This window comes from Gloeocapsa sp. PCC 7428 (assembly GCF_000317555.1).
GTDB lineage: Bacteria > Cyanobacteriota > Cyanobacteriia > Cyanobacteriales > Chroococcidiopsidaceae > Chroogloeocystis.
In genome coordinates this window covers 1511631-1531586 of sequence record NC_019745.1, presented here as the reverse complement: position 1 = coordinate 1531586, position 19956 = coordinate 1511631, and the positions used below count along the sequence as shown (strand labels likewise).

Sequence of the window (19956 nt, the reverse complement as noted above, 5' to 3'; positions counted from 1 at the left end):
TAATGAGCGACTTGTTAAAAATCAGAGGTGATACCGATACGATACGTCCTTCCAGGTTGATAGATGCGGTTGGATTTTTCGTAGGCAACATCTGCCAAGTTTTCTACAAACAATGTTAGCGCAAGATTGCTAAACAATGGCACTCGCACGCCTAAGTCTAAATTTAACCACGACGGAGAGAAATCAGTATTACTTTCGCCTGGATTGTTGAAAAACGCCCGCCGCGATCCACTGAAGTAACTTGCAAATAAATTAACTTGCCATCCTTGTGATTGATAACCGATTCCTAATTGTGCGACTGAGTAAGGAACAAAACCTAGCTGTAATCCTTGTTCGATACCGCTCGCAATTTTGGCATCAGTGTAAGTATAGTTCAGAAATGTTGACCATTGGGGAGCAATTTGCCATCTTAGCGCCGCTTCTAAACCATTAGTATTGACTAAGCCAATATTTGCCCAGCGCCCAAACTGAATTCCGAGGCGATCGCTCAAACTACTACCAAAATACGTAAATTGCCCTGTTAAATTTGCAGCAAATCGCACATCAACGCCTGCTGTCCACGACGAACCGGTTTCGGGTTCTAAGTCTGGATTTGGTAGCCAATTGTGAACAGTATCATAAACATATAACTGATCTAACCCAGGGTTGCGCTGTACTGACACCCAGCTACCGCGTAGCGCGACATTAGGACTAGCAGCCCAGCGTAAGCCCACACTAGGATTGAAATAACTACCATATTCACTCGTAAAATTTTGCCTGAACCCTAGTTCAGCTTGCAAAGTCTGATTGATACTCCAGGTGTTCAACGCAAATAACGCCCCTTCAAATCTTTCGCGGTATTCGGTTTCGTTAAGGTCTATTCTATTAGGAGCCGTGCTGAACACATCGCCATTTAAGTATCGATTGCGTAAATCTAATCCCCACCGCAAGTTATTTGTTGGATTAAATTGCCATTCATGTTCTACTCTAGCAGCAATTGATTGCGAATCAAGTATACCTTGACGATAAAAAATATTTTGCGTAGGACCGTAAGTACTAAAATAGTCTTGATTGTAAGAAAGTGTCGTTCTTAAAATAGAATCTTCGCTACCACCGAGTAAGCTGCGCAAAGATAACCCAATATTTAAAACATCGTGGTCTAAGCGATCGCGTTGTAAGGGAAAGCCGAAGTAAAGCAAACCCCGACGACTACTAATTTTATACGCATCCAAACTCAGTGTATTGTTTGCATCTAAGTCTAAAATGGCGCTTCCATAATAATTACTTGTCGCCGTATCTCCATTGAACAATAATCCTTCAGCATCGCGGTTAGCTGCACCTTCCGGAACCGGATAGCGATTTTCAGCCGAGAATTCTTCATAACCAAAATTAAGCCTCAATGAACCAAAAGTGCCACCATAGCTGGCACGATAGTTCGAGCGATCGTAGGAACCAAATTCTGCTAAACCATTGAATTGCGGTATTTCTGGTCCTTGTTTTGTGATAATATTGACAACACCGCCAAACGCTTCTGAACCGTATAAAGTTGAACTCGTACCACTCGAAAGTTCAACTCGTTCGATTGCATCGACAGGAATACTATTTAAGTCAAAACCACCGTGATAAGTACTGATATTTGTATTAATAGGTCTGCCATTGAGGAGAAATACAGACTGATTAATTGAACTTCCTCGGTAGAATGTTCCGGTGTGAATATCTGCGCCAAAGCCAACATCATTAATTGCAAATCCTGGTAAGTTACGCAAGACTTCAGCTAAACTATTAGGTCTTTGTTTTTGAATTTCTTCTTCGGTAATTTCGTAAATGGGAGTCGAAGTAGCAGGAAAAATATCTCTTTCACCTTCTACCTCAATCAAAATTTCATCGTCTACGATGACAGGATCGATTTGATTTGTTGATTGCTGAGTAAGTAATTCTGCGCTTGTATATGGTTGTTTGACTTCACTAAGTTGAGGAATAGAAGATTGATACTGTCGGAGACGTTTTAATAAGGTTTCTTTAGCTTCAGCAGGATTTGAGTTTTGCGGCGCTTCTTCAGCGATAGCGGACAATGCATTTGTAAAAGTTAAGTTTAGTAGTACAACCCAAAATAAAGAGAAAGATAGTTTCACTATTGTTATCTCAAGAACTCACACCAAGAAAACATCGAAGCGATCGCGTACATCGCCGATCGCCTAAACTAAATTAATGGATGTAACTCTTGCAGTCAAAAGACAAGCTGTCGTACTAAAGCACTTAGCTTTTAGCTAGTATCGAATAAATAGCTTTGCGTTCTAGGCTGTAGGAATTTTCCGCATCTCTCTCAATTATGTCCAGCCTTTAGCTGCCTGTTCTAACACATATGCTGCCACATCTTCAATTTGCTGATCGCTGAGACGTCCTTTAAAAGCTGGCATAGCATTTTTACCATTTTGCACTTGATGAATAATTGCTTCGATCGAGTTCATGCTGTACTTTTCTAAAGCATCTTGCTTCAAGGTTTTTTGGGCAACAACAACGTTACGCCCACCCATGTGACAAGCCGCACAATTCGTACTAAAAATTTTCGCACCACTTGCAGTATCAGCAGCTAATACTGGACGAACAAAAGCCAGACTAGCGATCGCTAAGCTCAGTAAGATCGCTGTTAAAATTTTTTTCATGCTTCTCCTCCTTCAATCAAAATATCAATGCACAATGCACGCATATTGATCGCTTGGATATTATCGACAACGAAGTGAGTAGCGTCAAAAGACACGTTGTCAAAGTGACATTTCCCCTAAATCTCCCACTTGTGGGAGACTTTCGCTGAACATGAGTTATACCATTTCACCCAATAAAAACTACAAATCATTTCTCCTCTACTCACTATTTGTAGCAACTTCAAAGTGAAATGGTATTAGGGTGGATGCGGACACAAATTCTGATAGTGTGGAAGAATGCTGGAACTATGCCATTGTGGAGTTTGTAGCAGTTATATTGTTCAAAATTGACAAGCTTGCCACCTGATATGTCTCCATTACCTGACTACAGTCCAAAACAACTATCACTAGGTCCCCTAGAAGCAGAAATTTTAGATATTATTTGGGAACTGGGTTCTGTCACAGTTAAGGATGTTCACGATCGCATTCTTGCCGATCCCAACCGCGAACTCGCGTATACTTCTGTTACGACAGTATTGCGACGCTTGACCGAAAAAGGATGGTTGGCGTGTGATAAAAAAGCAAAAGCGTTCTATTGGCGTCCTTTAGTTACCAAGCAGCAAGCGCAAGTTATCAAAGCGCACGATCAATTGCATCGGTTTTTAGCGGTGGGAAATCCTGAGGTTGTCGCGGCTTTTGCTGATAGTCTCGATCAAACAAGTCTAGAAAAATTACAAGCGATCGCCCAACGAATTCAAGCTGCACGTCAAGCACGGGAGGAGAAGTAATGCACTTACTCATAATTTTAGTTGCGCTCGGAGTTGCTTGGTCGTTAAGACAGCATTTACCTATATTAAAAACAGGTTGGCAGCAGCGCTTTGAACGTACGCTATTTTTGTTTTTATTTCCCCCCTTGTTATTATTCATGACGGCGATCGCTGTCCTGTGTATGGGACCGCAAGGACAAATGGTAGGGTTACAAGCAGGCTGGTTTAGCTATATTCTTGCAGCAGCTTGGTTAGGAATTGCGGCATTGCTTTGCTTGAAACTCGGTTGGCAAGGTTGGCAAGCAGTTTGCCGCGCGCGGGAATGTCCTAAAATTCATTTTGAAGCGAAAGATATTCGCGTTCTCGACACAGAAGCTTTATTTGCAGCACAAATTGGCTTTTGGCAACCGGAATTAGTCGTCAGTCAAGGATTACTTCAAATTTCCCGCGAGCATTTGCATTCTGTATTAACGCACGAGCAAGCACATTATTATTATCGCGATACATTCTGGTTTTTCTGGCTAAGTTGGATTCGCGATTGCACAGCTTGGCTTCCGAATACTGATGCGTTGTGGCAAGAATTGTTAATTTTAAGAGAACTGCGTGCAGATTGTTGGGCAGCGCAACAAGTCGATCCGCTTCTGCTTGCGGAATCTTTACTGATGGTTGTGAGCGATCGCACGCTTGAACCGGATATCTTTTGCGCGGCTTTGGCTTCGTATCAAGTTGGCGATCGCCTAGAACAAAGAATCGATGCGCTGCTATCACCGCAGCAAGATATTGCCAAACCCAATTTACAATCCTGGAGTTGGTTTGTGTTCGCCTGTTTACCGCTATTTACCGTGGTTCTGCATTCTTAAGCTGCATTCGCCCCCTAAACTTATTACAAGTAGAGGAAGATAAACGTAACTTAAAAGGTTGGTCATTGGTAACTAGTAATTGGTAAGGATATTGCTCAACTTCCTATTACCTATTACCGATTACCAGACTTTAACAAGTAAGCAATATTCATTATGTAGAGTGAGCAATGTTATACTGTCTCAGATAAAGCTTGGCGCAGTTGTTCGCAAGTTTTTTCAATTGCATCGATACTTCCAGGATTGACGAGTCCGTAGTAATCAAACGTGTAAACTCGGTTATTCTTAGCTGCGTTTAACTGTTTCCAGAAAGATTGAGATTTAAAAAATTCTGCAACTCCTGGTTCGGTATCAACAACTAATAAAACATCAGGATTCGCCTCAAGAATTTTCTCAGGTGAAAGTGTAATATAACCACCAAAACTACTTTTCCCTTGCAGTTGGGCTGCTAAATTATTCGCTTGAAACTGATTTAATAAATCTCCTGCCCAACTCGATTTATTCGGTGTTAATATTGGTTGTCTACTAACGAGTACCAATGTAGAAGGACTTTGGTTTGGTTTATTTGCTAAAAAAGTTTGATAGCGGTTTAATAAAGGTTGCGGATCGGCATCGATTAGCTGCGCTAAAGATTTTGTTGTTTCATTTAAACTTTCCCAGCTATCTACGGTAGTTAAAAAAACTGGAATCCCTAATTCTTTTAATTTTTGAGTCGTTTGTTCAGCAAAACCCGCCGCACCTACAACTAAGTTAGGTTTGAGCGCAACTATTTTTTCTAAATTAGGAGGAACGCGTCCTTCACTGACGCGAGTCATATCTTTGAACCGCGTGTCATTCCTCAATAATCGACTTCCTGGAATACCAACAAGCTTTGTTGCATCAAGCTGATAAATAATATCTGCTGTGAGTGAAGAAAGTGCAACAACTCGCGTGACTGATTGTTGTGGTGTTACCGCAGCCGAAGAATCGACAGCGGTTGAAGACGAAACTTGTTGTGTTGAGTTACAGCCTGCTACAAGTACTATGAGCAACGCTATGAAACTCATTATTAGGCGCTGATACATTTTGGTTCCTTAATATTGAAAATTGGAATTTTTTAAATTCTTTTCAAAATCGCCACGCTACACCAACTCCAATCGATCTTCCTGGTTGGGCAAAACGGTCAATATCAGGTCTTTCAAATATATTACGGACATCAGCATATTGAAAGTATCTTTGATTGAACAAGTTAAAAACGCCTAAATTAATCGTGAGATTTGGAGAAATATTGTAATAACCAATCAAATCAAACACTGTATAACTGCTAGGAATAAACGGAACTTGCGGGGGACTTCCTGGAACTTGCTGGATTTCGCGCTCAACACGCGGTTTACCTACAAAAGTTGCAATTAATTGCGTACCCCAGCGATCGCCTAAACCACGATACCGTAAACCAGCGATCGCTTTAAAAGGATCAACTGAACTCAAAGGAACTTTGGCGGTGAGATCGTCACCAACAGCATAAGTTAAAGCACCAATTAAACTGAAACCATCTAGGTTACGATTGAATCGATACTCAGCGCGTGCTTCTGCACCATAAATTCGTGCTTCACTCACGTTCTGTGTTTGAAACAAATTGACAACTCCCACACCAGGAATTTCTTCGACTCCCGCAGGTGCAAATGTCTCAATAAAGTTGTTGTAAGTATTGTAAAACCCAGTCAAACTAAAATTAGCTTGAGGAGAAACGCCCCGTACGCCCAGTTCAAAACTATGACTCGTTTCAGGTTCTAAATCTGGATTTGACAGCGTGCGATAGCGAAAAAACGGGTTAAGGAGGTTACTAAAATTACTATTAATTTCACTATAAAGCGGTGCGCGAAAACCACGTGCATAACGTCCAACAAGCGCAATTTCTGGGGTTAAGCGGTAAACTAGCCCTAGACTAGGTGATACCGAAGACGTACTTAAGTTGGCAGCTTCTGCACCACCACGCAGAAAAGTTTCATCAGGATCGGTAACTAAGTTGTAGTAATCGTAGCGGATACCTGGAATCAAACTCAATGTCTCGCCAATTTCGATTTCGTCTTGTAAATATAAACCCAAGCGTAAAGTGTCAGAATCTGGAAAATCTTTGGTAGGAAAGACATCAGGTGGAATAATCCGCGTTGTTTCGCCTGTCAATAAGTTTGTTTGCACGCGATCGCGCGGTCTTTCGTTACGGGTTGTTGACAACTCAACGCCATACGTTAGCCGATGGTCAACATTGTTACCTGTGGCAAAGCTACTTTGTAATTGTAAACTTGTACCATAAGTGCGATCGACAAAACTATTTCGCGTATTGCGTAATACCGCAGTTCCATCGCGTAACAAACGTTCTTCTTCACCGATTTCGCGTGTTTGTGCATCCTGGTAATAAACTTGTAGCTGTGCTAACTCTATAGGCGAGCCATCTAAATTATTGTATTCATACCCCACACTGAATCGAGTCCGATTCACATCGACATCCTCGACAAAGCTGCGAATACCAGGTAGTAGATTTACTTCTGTTGTATTCGTCGTTGTTGTTTCGTCTAAAGCTTCCCCTGTAAAATTAAGCGCGTGGCGATCGTTAAAACGATAAACTAATTTACCAAAGTAATTATTTCTACCTGTGTATTGCGGATCGACAAAATCGTTATTCCCATTAACTAGCGTTTCACTACTATCGCGGCGAGTGAAGCTAAACAAAGTTTCTAAATTATCAACTCTATTAGCTAAACTAACCGTGTGTCCCCAACCTTGATTCTCGCCATTAAAATTACTAGCTAAACTGACGAATGAATTCCCAAAAACATCGAGTAAATCGCTTGGTTCAATTGTTCTAAAAGTAACAACGCCACCGATCGCATCGCTACCATACAACGCTGATGCTGGACCTTTAACAATTTCTACCGTTTGTAGCGTCGATAAATCGAAATAATCTCTACCTAGTTCAAATACACCAAATTCAAATCTTCCTGGCTGACGAATTCCGTCAACTTGAATCAAAACTCGATTACCGTCAATTCCCCGAATGTTGAAATCTTGCAAACCGTAGCGCAAGTTATTGCGTACTGATACTCCTGGTTCGTAGCGTACAAGATCGTCCCAATCCTGAACAAGATTTTGTTGTACTTCTGACGAGTCAATAACCGTAATCGATGCAGGTGAATCTTGGACTGAACGCGGTGTGCGAGTTCCTGTGACGGTAATTTGAATGTCTGGTGTTTCCGCCGTTTCCTCAGGACATACTTCTAGTTCGTCATCCTCTATCTGTTGGTTTTCACCTGCTGGAGAACAAGTTGGTTCTTCTGCTTCTGTTGATTGCGATGTTAACCATTGCGCTGACTTTTGATGCAACTCAATGTCATGCATCCGAGGCAATTCGCGTGATATTGGCTGTGCAACCGCAGCCGACAGCGATATCCAACTAACAAAGACTGTGTTTAAGACAAATAGTAACTCTTTCAATGTTTGCCTTCCCTGAGCTTGCGATAAATATAAATATTTGCGATAGTTCAAAAAATGAGTGCAAATAGCCCTCAGTAGCTAATAGCTCTGTTGCTCTGACAATCCTAAAAGCTTAAAAATTGATATGAATTCTCAATAGTGTTATTTTGCCAGATATGATAAAAATTATCAATAGGCTGATAGCAGGGATCAGGGTTATACTTCCCTCTACTACGAGCTTGTACAATGTCCTAACTCTATTGACGAGAGCTATAAAAGAAAAATTCCTAGTTTAGCTCCTTACTTAAACCAATGGAAAGTCACTTCTGCTGCGTCAAGCCTATTTTCTGCACGAGTTTTAATGAAGTCTATTTTTGATGCAAAATCAGCCTATGAAAGTCAAAAGAATACGTAATTTTGTATTTCAACTCCATCGCTATATTGGTTTATTTGTAGGATTAATTATCGTAATTGTGGGGCTAACGGGTAGTTTCTTGGTCTTTCGCCAGGAAATCGATCGCGTTTTAGTTCGCAGTCAATTTGGAGAAGTTGTTCCGCAACAATTACTCATATCACCAACCACATTACTGACAACTGTTAGCACAGCTTTGCGCGATCGCAATCTTGTCCTTCATTCGTTGAGTATACCGCTTACAGCTAATGCACCTTACGCAGTATGGGTGACATCAGTTGATGACAAATGGACAGAAGTTTTCATTAATCCTTATACAGGAGTTATCTCAGGTACGCGCCAATGGGAAAACTCACTCTATGATGTCGTCTATCGTTTGCACTACCAACTCTTAGCAGGTGATATAGGCTTAACTGTTGTTGGAATCGTTGCTTTCCTGCTACTTCTTCTTTGCATTACAGGTATTATTTTGTGGTCAGGATGGAAAAAGCTGATTAATGGCTTCAAAATTAAATGGAAAGCCCATCCCCAACGCGTGAGTTTTGATGTTCATAAAGTTGTAGGGATTGTTACTGCTTTATTCTTAGCCATGATTGCTTTTACAGGCTTTTGTTGGAATTTCGCTGCATTCACTGAACCCATCATTTATGTTATGACTCAAACTCCGCAACTTGCGGAACCAACTTCTACACCGCCTACTACGCAAACATTACCTGTCACACTCAATGAGGTTTTACTTAAAGCAGATGCAGCGCTACCAGGTGCGGTGACAACAAATATCAATTTACCAAGTACACCTAAGGGGACTTTTATAATTAGCAAAAAATTTCCCTATGAGAAAAGTTATGGTCGGAGTGAAGTTTATCTAGACCAGTATACTGGTGAAATTTTGCGAGTCCGCGATTCGCGCGCTTTACCTTTAGCTGAAGCTATTTTAAATGCCTTTACTCTCGTTCATTATGGTACTTTTGGCGGTTGGCTGACGCGCTTTTTTTATATTTTTGTTGGACTTTCGCCGACAATTTTAATGGTGACAGGTTTTGCTATGTGGTGGAGTAAAAAAATTAAGTTGCCGCCAAAACACAATTACGAATCATCATCGTAACTGAGCAATGAATAGGCAACTTTTAGCCGAATGCACCTAACTGAATATCAACCCACTATTATTAGTTGTTGCTTAGGTCTACTTTAAGCGTAATGAGATTATTTGTCAATAATTTAGAGGGAATTTTCCTGCAACTTATTACGACTAAGGTCTTTGCGCCGCGATCGCCAGTCTTGCTCCAGGAACTCGGCGAATTTGATCCATCACCGCAATCACTTGACCGTGATTGACTTGTTCGTCAGCATTGAGCACGACAACTGCTTCTTGATTTGGTGCAATTAAGCCGGAGACTCGACTTTCCAATGTCGCTAAATCGACAGGTTGGCGATTCAAGGCAATTTGACCGCGATTATCTAACGTCACAGTAATTGTAGACGAGCGTTGAACTTGCGTTGTCGTTGCTTTCGGCAAATTTACAGGCAAACTTTGCGATCGCGTGAGAAACAGCGTAGACATAATAAAGAATGTCAAGATTGCAAAAATCACATCAATCATCGGTACGATGTTGATCGTTGCACTACTTTCTGGCTCATCTGGTAGGCGCATAAGTTCTCTCCTGCTGCTCGTAGCGACGGCGATACAATAATTCCATCTGCCCACCGTATTCTTGAATCAGTGCGGCTTGACGTTGGTAAAGTCCACGAAAGGTATTCGCAAAAAACAACGTAAAGATCGCAACAACAAGTCCCGCAGCCGTTGAAACTAACGCTTCGCTAATGCCTGATGTTACCCCAGCAGTCTGCGTACCGCCAAGATCGCCTAAATTGAGCGAAGCAAACGAGTTGATTAGACCCAATACGGTGCCCAAAAGACCTAAAAGCGGAGACAGACTGATAATTGTGTCAAATATCGTATTAAATCGCTTAAGTTGCGGTATTTCTGCTTGCGCTTCACTTTCTAAAGCCAAACGAAATTCTTCAGGATTCGGTTGTTCGAGTTCGAGTGCTGCCAAAAAAATTCGCGCCATGGGTAAATCTGCATTCTGCTTCAGTTTGTCGATCGCACCCACAACATTATCTTTACGGTAGAGATTCAATACATCTCGCACCACTCGACCTTGACGGCGATTTATTCTTGCCCAAAATGCAATCCGCTCGATAATTAGCGCGATCGCTATGATAGAAAACGCCAGCAGCGGCCACATCACAATGCCGCCTGCCGCAAATAGATTACTTATTCCCATGTATTGTCTCTAGATTCACAAATCAAGTCAGGTTCAGTCCTGTCACTTTTTATCAAAACTGATACAACTTCTCAATAGTAAATTAAATCAAGTCGAAAATAATTTTAACTTTATTACATAATTGTCACAAAGTTATGAAAACGCCTTATTACCTTATATCGCTTTAAAATCGCTACAGAGTGCAGGGTAAATTGCAACCTTTTTTGTCATTTGGTATAACTGCCCACCTCTCATTCGCGGTCAAAGCCATGAATTCCTTTATCGTTTTACGCTTATGTAATGCAACAAGCATATATAATTTATAAGCATCGTTGAACTTATGAAGATGCATTCATTAAATTAATTATCTATCCACACAGTTAAACCGAAATTATCGCCAACATACGCTTGACAGAGGTAATTACAAAATGTAGGATAGGCAATTAGTGAGAAAAAGTAGCAACTAAAATATGAGCCTTTCCAACATTGCGATCGCGCAGCGAGAAAAGGAAGTAAAGTCACTAAGATCCTTTTTGATGTATAGCCTGATCGGCTCACTAGCGTTCCATGTTGGAGTTTTGAGCTTGACGATTGACAATATTTGGAATCGGACAGCCGAGCTAGAAGAAGAACCCATCGAGGTAGTGCTTGTCGATCCGCCAACGCCATCTCCAGAACCCCAACAGGAGCCGCAGCCGCAACCGCAACCAGTGATTAGAGTTGCACCGCCTCCGCCTGTAGCGCCACCACAGCCAGCCCAACCGCAAGCCGCAACAGTCGTTCCCCCACCGCCCCAACCAGTACAACAGCCGCAAACGCCACCAAAACCTGTAGAAAGTGCGAGACCAGAGCCAGCACCGCAGCCGGTTCCATCACCACCAGTAGCAGTAGCACCATCACCAACCGCGCCTACGACACCTGCGGTTCAACCTGTACCCCAGCCTGCGCAACCTAACCAGCAACTCACGGCTGAATTGCGATCGCTGCGTGACACGCGACAAGCTGCAACAACGACAATTCCGGCACCAAGTTCGCAACCTGCACCCGCAAATACTGCTCGACCAAGTGTTCCGAGTACTCCTACGCAAGCGCCACCCGCGAATAACGCAACTGTAGCAGCAGGTCCAAGACCAAGACCAGCAGCACCTGCACCGAGTGCGCCTAGTAGTGGCAACACTGATTCGGGTTCAGGTCGTTTAGCGTGTCGCGATTGCAGTAAACCAAGATATCCAGAACGCGCAAGACGTCAAGGTGTTGAAGGGCGAACCGAAGTTAAAGTCGATGTCGATGCGAAAGGGAATGTGACGAACGTGCAAGTCGCGCGTTCGAGTGGTAATAGAGAACTCGATGAAGCCGCAGTTAGAGCCGCCCGCGACTGGAAATTTAGTTCGACCCGTGAAGGAAGACAAGGAGTTTCTGCAAAAGTTGATTTTGCCTTAGAAGGATCGCGGCGATCGCGCCAACTCGAACAAAATCGCAGACAACGCGAAGCCGCGCGGAAAAAACGCCCAGTACAGGCGAATACACCGCAAACACCCCCAAGACAAACGACCGGATCGGCAAGCGCACCAGCCTCAACACCACAGCGACCTCCGCAACAAGCCGCAACCCAACAACGGCGACGTGTAGAAACCGCACCCCCACGCCGCGCGAGCGATCCTGCACCGCAACAAAGAAGGCGACGTGTAGAAGCCGCTTCACCAAAACCTCGACAGCCAGCTAGACCCGTACAACAAGCTGCACCGCCAAGACAGTCCAATCTTCGACAATCACTGCGGCGTCAGCAACAACCTCAGCCACGACAAGCAGCACCCGCGAACCAAGGTCAAAGTAGTTTACGCGATACGCTGCGCCGTAGTAGAGAGCAATCATCAACGCCGCCTAGTGCGAGTGAGTAATTACAGCATAAGTTCCGTGGGGCATTTGTTGCATTTCTACCTTGACTTCTGCCTCGCGTATCCATTTTTCTAGTGTTTCCATCTCACCAGGGCGATTAGCATCATCAAGCAAAACTGTGTTTTCGCTGGAAAAATACTCCTTCATGATAGGCAAAAGCCCATAACGTCCTCCAGGCGTTTTACCTGGAGGACCATCACAAACGATTAGCTCAAATTGCTGCGGTAAAATACACAAAGGCGGCTCATACCAAGCAAAATTCCCATAATCTCGGAGTGGCGCTAAACAAACATGAACTTTGGGTATCTGGTGTTTTTGCAATACATTGAGAACGTGCGATCGCCACTGCGGCATATGTTCTAATGAGTAAACTTCAACTCCACGACGACCGGCAAGCAATCCTAAAATAATCGTTGTTAATCCACTGCCACACTCTAAAATTGGACCCGACGCCTGAATTGCTCTTTTTGCAACTTCCTCAAGATAGTCTAAATTAGCCACAAAACCATAATTTCCCCAACCAAGTTGCAAGTTCGCTAACGTTTTGCGTGTCGGAACTTGTCCTACTGGCATCAACATAATTTCTCTGATCGTACGCTGAAACAAATACTGCAACCAAATCCCTCTTATTTTCTTTTTGTAAGGAGGAGGTGACAGACGAATTAATAGCTGAAGCATTTGCAATTTCCTCTTCAAAATTTACCAATAGATTTATACTCAATTTCAGTAATAAAAGTATTACTTCTATCACTTCTCTCATTTCTTAGAAAACCCCGTAAGCCCCGTCAGTAAAGCATTTCACCACTAAAATGTTCATTCGCTATGAAATAAAAACGACGTTTTTGGATAAGTTAAAACTTGACTTTAAGCTAATCAAGTATTTAAAAAAGCTACGACAATTGGGAATGAAGATATCATTCAGTATAAATATTTGTAAGTAGTTTAAAATACATTTCTTTACCTAAAAATATATGCATATTAAATCTTCCTAAATAGCTATTTAGGCATAGTCGGCAATATTGCTAGTTAAAAATACAGATAGAGGCAGAGAATTAAATTTATGGCTTGCGATACTTCATGTACGAATCAGACAGATCTTGTCCTCAACCCCGTAATACCATTGCATTGTCAGTGTGATACATATAGGCAGCAAGGGTTAAAACACCGTAGTGGCACACGAGGGGCTTCTCGCAATTAAGCAAGCTTGGCTGAACGAATTCACCTACTACGATCAACCCTACCGATCTCTGCTTTAGGGTTATACCATGTCACTTTGAATTTACTACAAATAGGCAGCTTCAGGAGCAGAGGGGCAGAGGAGCAGAGGAGAAATGATTTGTAGTTTTTATTTGGTGAAATGGTATTAAACCTGTTTTTGGAATAAAGCAAAAAAATAGGGGTTCTAGAAGAACCCCCAACTTGCTATGCAATTTTAATGGTTTGAGCAGATTCTGCTGACTATTCGCCTAAGACGGCTTTTGCTTTGGCAACTACATTATCAACAGTAAAGCCAAATTTCTCCATACAAACTGAACCAGGAGCCGAAGAACCATATTGGTCAATACCGATCGCAATACCTTCATCACCAACATAACGGCACCAGCCGAACGTCGAGCCAGCTTCGACTGATACGCGCTTCTTCACCGCTTTGGGGAGTACCGATTCTCGATATTCTGCGTCTTGTTCTTCAAAGACTTCCCAGCAAGGCATCGAAACGACTCTCACTTTCTTGCCTTCAGAGCGCAACTGCTCAGCAGCTTGGACACACAGTTGAGTTTCGCTACCAGTACCAATCATAATCAAATCAGGCGTGCCATCACTATCAGATAAGACGTACGCACCTTTAGTTACACCTTCAATCGAAGAACCTGCAAGGTTTGGTACAGCTTGGCGTGTCAGCGCTAGAACTGAAGGTCGTGTTTTATTGCCATAACGCTTACCGCGTGCAGCTTTAATCGCGACTTTGTAAGCGCCAGAAGTCTCATTACCATCCGCAGGACGGATCACATACAAATCAGGAATTGCGCGTAAAGAAGCAACGTGTTCGATTGGTTGGTGCGTTGGACCATCTTCACCCAAGGCGATCGAGTCGTGAGTCATGACATAAATGACGCCAGCTTCAGACAACGCCGAAAGACGAATTGCCGCACGCATATAATCGGTGAACACGAGGAAAGTCGCACAGTAAGGAATAAGTCCAGAACCGTCGAGTGCCAAACCGTTACAAATTGCGCCCATGCCATGTTCGCGCACGCCAAAACGGATGTAGCGATTTTCGTATTGACCTTTTTGGAAGTCGCCAGAAGACTTGAGTAATGTATTATTTGAAGGAGCCAAGTCAGCCGAACCACCGATAAGTTCAGGAAGAACTTCCGCGATCGCATTTAAGCAATTACCCGAATGTACGCGGGTGGCAATTCCTTTATCTTCTGGACTATAGGTAGGTAGTACTGAATCCCAACCTTCGGGTAGTTCAGCTTCGTGCATCCGCTTTAAGAGACGCGCTTCTTCAGGATATTGCTCTTTGTAGCGCTCAAATAATTGATTCCACTCTTGTTCTAATTTTGCACCGCGATCAATCGCCTGACGCCAGTGATTCAGCGCATCTTCGGGAACTTCAAACGGCTCATGATTCCACCCTAGGTGTTCGCGCGTTGCTTTGACTTCATCCGCGCCCAACGCTTCACCGTGCGCATGGCGGGTATTGGCTTTTTTAGGTGAACCGTAACCGATTGTCGTTCTTACCTTAATTAAAGAGGGTTTGTCGGTGACAGATTGAGCAACTTCAATAGCTTTATGAATCGCATCTAAATCGGTATTACCGTCTTCGACTACCTGAACGTGCCAGCCGTAAGCCTCAAAGCGCTTACCAACGTCTTCGGTGAATGCGAGATCGGTTGAACCGTCGATCGAAATGTGGTTGTCGTCGTATAAAGCAATCAGTTTACCAAGTCCCAAATGTCCTGCTAACGAACAAGCTTCGCCTGAGACACCTTCCATATTGCATCCATCACCTAGAATAACGTAGGTGTAGTGGTCAACGATCGGAAAATCAGGTTTATTGAACTTAGCTGCTAAGTGAGCCTCCGCCATAGCAATGCCAACACCATTGGCAATACCTTGACCCAAAGGACCTGTTGTAATTTCTACTCCAGGGTTCATGAAGTTTTCTGGGTGTCCAGGAGTTTTTGACTCCCACTGACGGAACTGCTTGAGATCTTCGAGCGTCAAATCCTCATAGCCTGTGAGGTACAGCAAGGCATACAGCAGCATACTGCCGTGTCCTGCGGATAACAAAAAGCGATCGCGATTGTACCAAGTGGGATTTTTGGGATTGAATCGCATGAATCGATCCCATAAGACAAAAGCCATTGGAGCCGCGCCCATCGGCAGCCCTGGATGACCTGACTTTGCCTTTTCTACAGCATCGATTGCGAGAAAGCGGATTGAATTAATACAAAGTTCTTCGAGGGATTGGGTTGCAACAGCCATAGTCTCTTATTGTTAACGACGGGTTAGCACGCTCATGGAGTGGGCTGAAATTGTAATCCTCAGAGATTGCCCTAAGCACTTATTAACGATCATCCCATTGTTCTGGATTGACAGGCAAGCATCCTTGCTCACACAATGCGTAATAAGTTGCTCTCCTTGAGTTTTTTTGCTACAAAAGCGCTGAGATGTACTACAGTAGCTCACTGTTCAATTGCACCTAATTATTGAGTGCAATCGCTCGCAGCATTGCTTTGATAAAGTTAGAAAGACATACCGCAGCACTACTGATGTCAAGATAATTTTAATTGAATCGACGATTTTCTTAGCGTCCAAGTGGGAAAAGGCGATCGCGCGAAGAGATGCAAACACGTGCGATTTTACCTTTTCCCTACTGATCGTGCGAAACCGTAAGGCACAGAACTAAAACATTCTTTAGCCTGTAAACTTCTGGAACACTAAAGTTACATTATGCCCGCCAAAGCCAAACGAATTTGACAAAGCAACGTCTACTTTTTGGGTGCGCGCAACGTTAGGTACGTAATCCAAGTCACACTCTGGATCGGGGTTGTCTAAGTTAATAGTCGGTGGTAGTTGGTCATGCGCGATCGCCAACACTGTCGCCACCGCTTCAATACCTCCCGAACCACCTAACAAGTGTCCAGTCATCGACTTTGTTGAGCTAATTGCGACTTTATACGCATGGTCGCCCAATGCTTTTTTCATCGCGGCGGTTTCAGTTGTGTCATTCATCGCGGTACTTGTACCGTGCGCATTGATGTAGTTAACTTGCGTTGGATTCAACAATGCATCTTTCAACGCTAGTTGAATCGCCCGCGTTGCACCTTCGCCGCCTGGTACGGGTGATGTCATATGATACGCATCACACGTCATGCCGTAGCCGACAATTTCCGCATAAATCCGCGCGCCACGACTGCGGGCGTGTTCGAGTTCTTCTAGAAGTAGAATTCCCGCACCTTCGCCCATTACAAAGCCATCGCGATCGCGGTCAAAAGGACGACTCGCGTGCGCTGGATCGTCGTTGCGCGTTGATAGCGTTCGGGCTGCGGCAAAACCTGCAACGGATAACGGCGTCACCGCTGCTTCGGCACCACCACAAAGCATTGCTTGCGCATAACCGCGCTGAATCATCCGAAATGCATCGCCAACAGCGTTAGAACCCGCAGCACACGCGGTTACGGGACACGTATTAGGACCTTTAGCACCGACGTGAATTGCAGTTAAGCCTGCTGCCATGTTCGCGATCATCATCGGCACCATAAATGGGCTACAGCGATCCGGACCCCGATTGAGATATACCGTTTGTTGGTCTTCTAATACCTTAATGCCACCAATGCCAGTTCCAATGATGACGCCCACTTGTTCTGCGTTCAGTTCATTAATGACAAACTGTGCGTCCGCAAGCGCTTGTAAACTGGCTGAAACCGCAAATTGAGCAAACCGGTCCATGCGCTTGGCATCTTTGTTGTCAAGGTAATCGTGAGGATTGAATCCTTTGACTTCACCCGCAATGCGGCATTTGTGGTGGGAGGCATCGAACAAGGTAATCGGACCTATGCCGCTACGTCCATTTAACAACCCTTCCCAGTACTCACCTGGAGTATTGCCAATTGGCGTAATCGCGCCGATACCTGTTACGACAACACGTTTTTTTTCCTTATCTGTCATACTTCAGTTGAGCCAGCTTCCTGACTGAATAACGCAGAACAAATGAATTTCTAGTTTTGAGGATTGGCGCGTTCTACGATTTTTTATCGAAAAGTGCGATCGCCCTTGGCGCTGCGCAAAGCGCAATCGCGTATTTCGCGCCATTTAATACGTGGTTCACACCTAAGCCGATGCTGTCACTTTGTTACTGATATAATCTACCGCTTGTTGTACCGTTGTAATCTGTTCTGCTGCCTCATCGGGGATTTCAATATCGAATTCTTCCTCTAAAGCCATCACGAGTTCAACAACATCGAGCGAATCAGCCCCTAGGTCATTCGCAAAGTTCGCGGCTGGCGTTACCTTTTCGGCTTCTACACTGAGTTGCTCAGTCACAATTTTCTTGACTTTCTCTAAAATTTCCGCTTCGCTCATAAATATAAAGTCCTCAAGCAGTTGCAAAAACAATCCCCCGATCGGGTCGATATGCTTAAAATCATATTTATCTTATCGAAAAGCGCGATCGCTTCAACATATCATAGGGTCTGTTTTCCTACTGTCACTAGCGACTAATCAGGAACTAACGACTAAAAGCTTAGGGGTTACGATAGAAAAGCAGCGGTTTATTTCCTAATTTTTAGCCTCTAGCTCTTAATTTTTTATGTCTTTTCATCTAAAATACGCCTACTTCCCTGGCTGTGTTGCACAAGGTGCCTGTCGAGAACTTTATCAATCTACGCAAGCTTTAACTCAAGCCTTAGATATTGAACTGATCGAACTCAAAAAAGCTGCGTGTTGCGGTTCTGGCACATTCAAAGAAGATTCGCTTTTGCTAGAAGACACCGTTAACGCGCGTAATATCGCGCTAGCTGAAGAATTAAACCTTCCTCTACTAACACATTGCAGCACCTGTCAAGGTGTGATTGGTCATGTTGATGAACGTTTAAAAGAGTTTCAGCAAACTCAACCCGCTTACCTCGAACAAGTCAACGACTTATTGACGCAACAAGGCTGTCTACCTTATCGCGGTAGCACTACGGTTAAACACCTGCTTTATGCGCTTGTTTCCGATTACGGGATAGATGAAATCGAAAAGCGCGTGTCGCGACGCTTAAGTAATATCAAGTGCGCGGCGTTTTATGGTTGCTATTTACTCCGTGCCCAAAAATCAATGCCTTACGATGACCCTTATAATCCGCAAGCCATGGAAAATATCTTTCGGGCGATCGGCGCAACACCGATCTACTACCGTGGACGAACTCAGTGCTGTGGTTGGCCGCTTTCTAGCTATGCTACGACCCAAGCGTTTAAAATGGCAGGAATGCATATTCAAGAAGCCCTGGCATCTGGTGCAGATTGTATAGTGACACCGTGTCCTTTATGTCATCTTAATCTTGATTCGCGTCAACCCGAAGTTGAAAAAGTCATTGGTAAAAAACTGGGTTTACCTGTATTACACCTACCGCAATTAATTGCTTTATCATTGGGTATTGAACCTAAAGAATTAGGTTTAGAAAAACACATTGTCTCCACACGTCCTTTATTAGAAAAATTAGGCTTTTAATTTTGAATAAACCTCTTGTATAAAGTATAAAAAATATGAGTGCGATCCTGAACAAAACGTAGGCGAGTGTTTGCGCAGTGTTACCGCAGAGTAAAATCTTAGAAAATTTTTGTTTTGCTCAACATGACAGTTTTAAGTATTTGCGTAGGAGGTTTAATACCATTTCATTTTGAAGTTACTACAAATAGGGAGCAGAGGGAGCAGAGGAGAAATGATTTGTAGTTTTTATTGGGTGAAATGGTATAATTAATAAAGTTTTTAGTAGCAATTTTTATGACAAAAAAATGCTGAGTAAATCACGAATATAATAACTACTCAGCAATTTTCTTTAATCAAATAGTGACAGTACCTTGGCTAGATAATTGGTACTATTACTGAATTAAGCTAACTATTATTTTGAGCCTCAGATTCAGTTGTTATATCTAGTGTATGAGTTGAGTCAGAACCGGCGATCGCTTCTTTATCTCCTGTCAAGTTGATGTGTACAACACGGTTGATTGCTTCAGCGACCTTGGGTAGCGTCAAAGTTAAAATTCCGTCTTTGTAGCTTGCTTCTACGTGTTCGTTTTCAACAGCTACTGGTAATGGAATCGTCCTTTGAAACTTACCATAACGAAATTCAGAATGCCAGAATCCGCGGTCTTCTGTTTGCTGTTCTTGACGAGTTTCACCCGAAATTGTGACTGTATCACGGGCTACTTGCACATCAAGATCTTTAGCGTCTATTCCTGGAATTTCAGCACGCAAGATAATATGGTCTTCACGATCTTGCATTTCAATTGCAGGCATCCAGTTTGCTTTTAGTTCTCGATTAAATCCTGCAATTTCGTCAAACATCCGGTCCATTTGACGCCGCAAAGCATTAATTTCTTGAAATGGTTGCCAATGTACTAATGCCATAGTTAAGTCACCTCCACAACTCAGCGCCAGCGGCTGAATTAATTTGTCACTCAACAATGAACTGT

At 43.3% G+C, this 19956-nt stretch carries 17 protein-coding genes; 5 read left to right on the top strand and 12 right to left on the bottom strand.

What is annotated here, in order from left to right:
• Nucleotides 1–14: 14 nt before the first annotated feature.
• Nucleotides 15–2111: a TonB-dependent siderophore receptor gene (locus GLO7428_RS06790; protein WP_015187827.1), complete on the bottom strand. Its 2097-nt coding sequence runs from the start codon at nucleotides 2109–2111 to the stop codon at nucleotides 15–17.
• Between the two features lie 195 nt (nucleotides 2112–2306).
• Nucleotides 2307–2642, bottom strand: a complete 336-nt coding sequence (petJ, locus tag GLO7428_RS06785; RefSeq protein ID WP_015187826.1) for a cytochrome c6 PetJ — start codon at nucleotides 2640–2642, stop codon at nucleotides 2307–2309.
• A 347-nt stretch (nucleotides 2643–2989) separates the two neighbouring features.
• Between petJ and GLO7428_RS06780 the strand changes: the two genes are divergently transcribed.
• Complete coding sequence (locus tag GLO7428_RS06780; protein WP_015187825.1) at nucleotides 2990–3409, top strand: BlaI/MecI/CopY family transcriptional regulator; 420 nt, start codon at nucleotides 2990–2992, stop codon at nucleotides 3407–3409.
• Entirely contained in the window at nucleotides 3409–4248 is an 840-nt protein-coding gene (locus GLO7428_RS06775) for a M56 family metallopeptidase (protein WP_015187824.1), read from the top strand. The genes GLO7428_RS06780 and GLO7428_RS06775 overlap by 1 nt, the downstream gene beginning before the upstream one ends.
• 170 nt (nucleotides 4249–4418) lie before the next feature.
• Here GLO7428_RS06775 and GLO7428_RS06770 read toward each other — a convergent pair whose 3' ends face one another.
• Both GLO7428_RS06770 and GLO7428_RS06765 read right to left on the bottom strand, forming a co-directional pair.
• Nucleotides 4419–5276 (bottom strand): ABC transporter substrate-binding protein, encoded by an 858-nt coding sequence (locus tag GLO7428_RS06770; protein WP_231295557.1) that lies wholly within the window; start codon nucleotides 5274–5276, stop codon nucleotides 4419–4421.
• A gap of 76 nt (nucleotides 5277–5352) precedes the next feature.
• Nucleotides 5353–7716, bottom strand: coding sequence for a TonB-dependent hemoglobin/transferrin/lactoferrin family receptor (locus tag GLO7428_RS06765; protein WP_071882414.1), 2364 nt, complete (start codon nucleotides 7714–7716; stop codon nucleotides 5353–5355).
• 356 nt (nucleotides 7717–8072) lie between these two features.
• On the opposite strand from GLO7428_RS06765, the gene GLO7428_RS06760 reads away from it, so the two are divergent.
• Nucleotides 8073–9212: a PepSY domain-containing protein gene (locus GLO7428_RS06760; protein WP_015187821.1), complete on the top strand. Its 1140-nt coding sequence runs from the start codon at nucleotides 8073–8075 to the stop codon at nucleotides 9210–9212.
• 144 nt (nucleotides 9213–9356) lie between these two features.
• Here GLO7428_RS06760 and GLO7428_RS06755 read toward each other — a convergent pair whose 3' ends face one another.
• Nucleotides 9357–9758: a biopolymer transporter ExbD gene (locus tag GLO7428_RS06755; RefSeq protein ID WP_015187820.1), complete on the bottom strand. Its 402-nt coding sequence runs from the start codon at nucleotides 9756–9758 to the stop codon at nucleotides 9357–9359.
• On the bottom strand, nucleotides 9742–10395 hold the full coding sequence (locus GLO7428_RS06750; protein WP_015187819.1) for a MotA/TolQ/ExbB proton channel family protein: 654 nt from the start codon (nucleotides 10393–10395) through the stop codon (nucleotides 9742–9744). The genes GLO7428_RS06755 and GLO7428_RS06750 overlap by 17 nt, the downstream gene beginning before the upstream one ends.
• 449 nt (nucleotides 10396–10844) lie before the next feature.
• Between GLO7428_RS06750 and GLO7428_RS06745 the strand changes: the two genes are divergently transcribed.
• Nucleotides 10845–12272 (top strand): energy transducer TonB, encoded by a 1428-nt coding sequence (locus tag GLO7428_RS06745; protein ID WP_015187818.1) that lies wholly within the window; start codon nucleotides 10845–10847, stop codon nucleotides 12270–12272.
• On the opposite strand, the gene GLO7428_RS06740 is transcribed toward GLO7428_RS06745, so the two are convergent.
• From GLO7428_RS06740 to acpP, 5 genes are all read right to left on the bottom strand, one after another.
• Nucleotides 12256–12948 carry a class I SAM-dependent methyltransferase gene (locus GLO7428_RS06740; protein ID WP_015187817.1) on the bottom strand — a complete coding sequence of 231 codons (693 nt, stop codon included), beginning with the start codon at nucleotides 12946–12948 and terminating at the stop codon, nucleotides 12256–12258. The genes GLO7428_RS06745 and GLO7428_RS06740 overlap by 17 nt on opposite strands.
• A gap of 780 nt (nucleotides 12949–13728) precedes the next feature.
• The gene (gene tkt / locus GLO7428_RS06735; RefSeq protein WP_015187816.1) at nucleotides 13729–15762 is read right to left on the bottom strand and encodes a transketolase; all 2034 of its coding nucleotides are present in this window, start codon (nucleotides 15760–15762) and stop codon (nucleotides 13729–13731) included.
• Between the two features lie 432 nt (nucleotides 15763–16194).
• Nucleotides 16195–17448: a beta-ketoacyl-ACP synthase II gene (gene fabF, locus GLO7428_RS06730; protein WP_015187815.1), complete on the bottom strand. Its 1254-nt coding sequence runs from the start codon at nucleotides 17446–17448 to the stop codon at nucleotides 16195–16197.
• Between the two features lie 3 nt (nucleotides 17449–17451).
• Nucleotides 17452–17592: a hypothetical protein gene (locus GLO7428_RS27680; RefSeq protein ID WP_155823598.1), complete on the bottom strand. Its 141-nt coding sequence runs from the start codon at nucleotides 17590–17592 to the stop codon at nucleotides 17452–17454.
• Nucleotides 17593–17610: 18 nt separating this feature from the next.
• On the bottom strand, nucleotides 17611–17862 hold the full coding sequence (gene acpP, locus GLO7428_RS06725) for an acyl carrier protein (RefSeq protein ID WP_015187814.1): 252 nt from the start codon (nucleotides 17860–17862) through the stop codon (nucleotides 17611–17613).
• 226 nt (nucleotides 17863–18088) lie between these two features.
• Between acpP and GLO7428_RS06720 the strand changes: the two genes are divergently transcribed.
• Nucleotides 18089–18991 carry a CoB--CoM heterodisulfide reductase iron-sulfur subunit B family protein gene (locus GLO7428_RS06720; protein ID WP_015187813.1) on the top strand — a complete coding sequence of 301 codons (903 nt, stop codon included), beginning with the start codon at nucleotides 18089–18091 and terminating at the stop codon, nucleotides 18989–18991.
• Nucleotides 18992–19375: 384 nt separating this feature from the next.
• On the opposite strand, the gene GLO7428_RS06715 is transcribed toward GLO7428_RS06720, so the two are convergent.
• Nucleotides 19376–19891, bottom strand: a complete 516-nt coding sequence (locus GLO7428_RS06715) for an Hsp20/alpha crystallin family protein (RefSeq protein ID WP_015187812.1) — start codon at nucleotides 19889–19891, stop codon at nucleotides 19376–19378.
• Nucleotides 19892–19956: the final 65 nt, after the last annotated feature.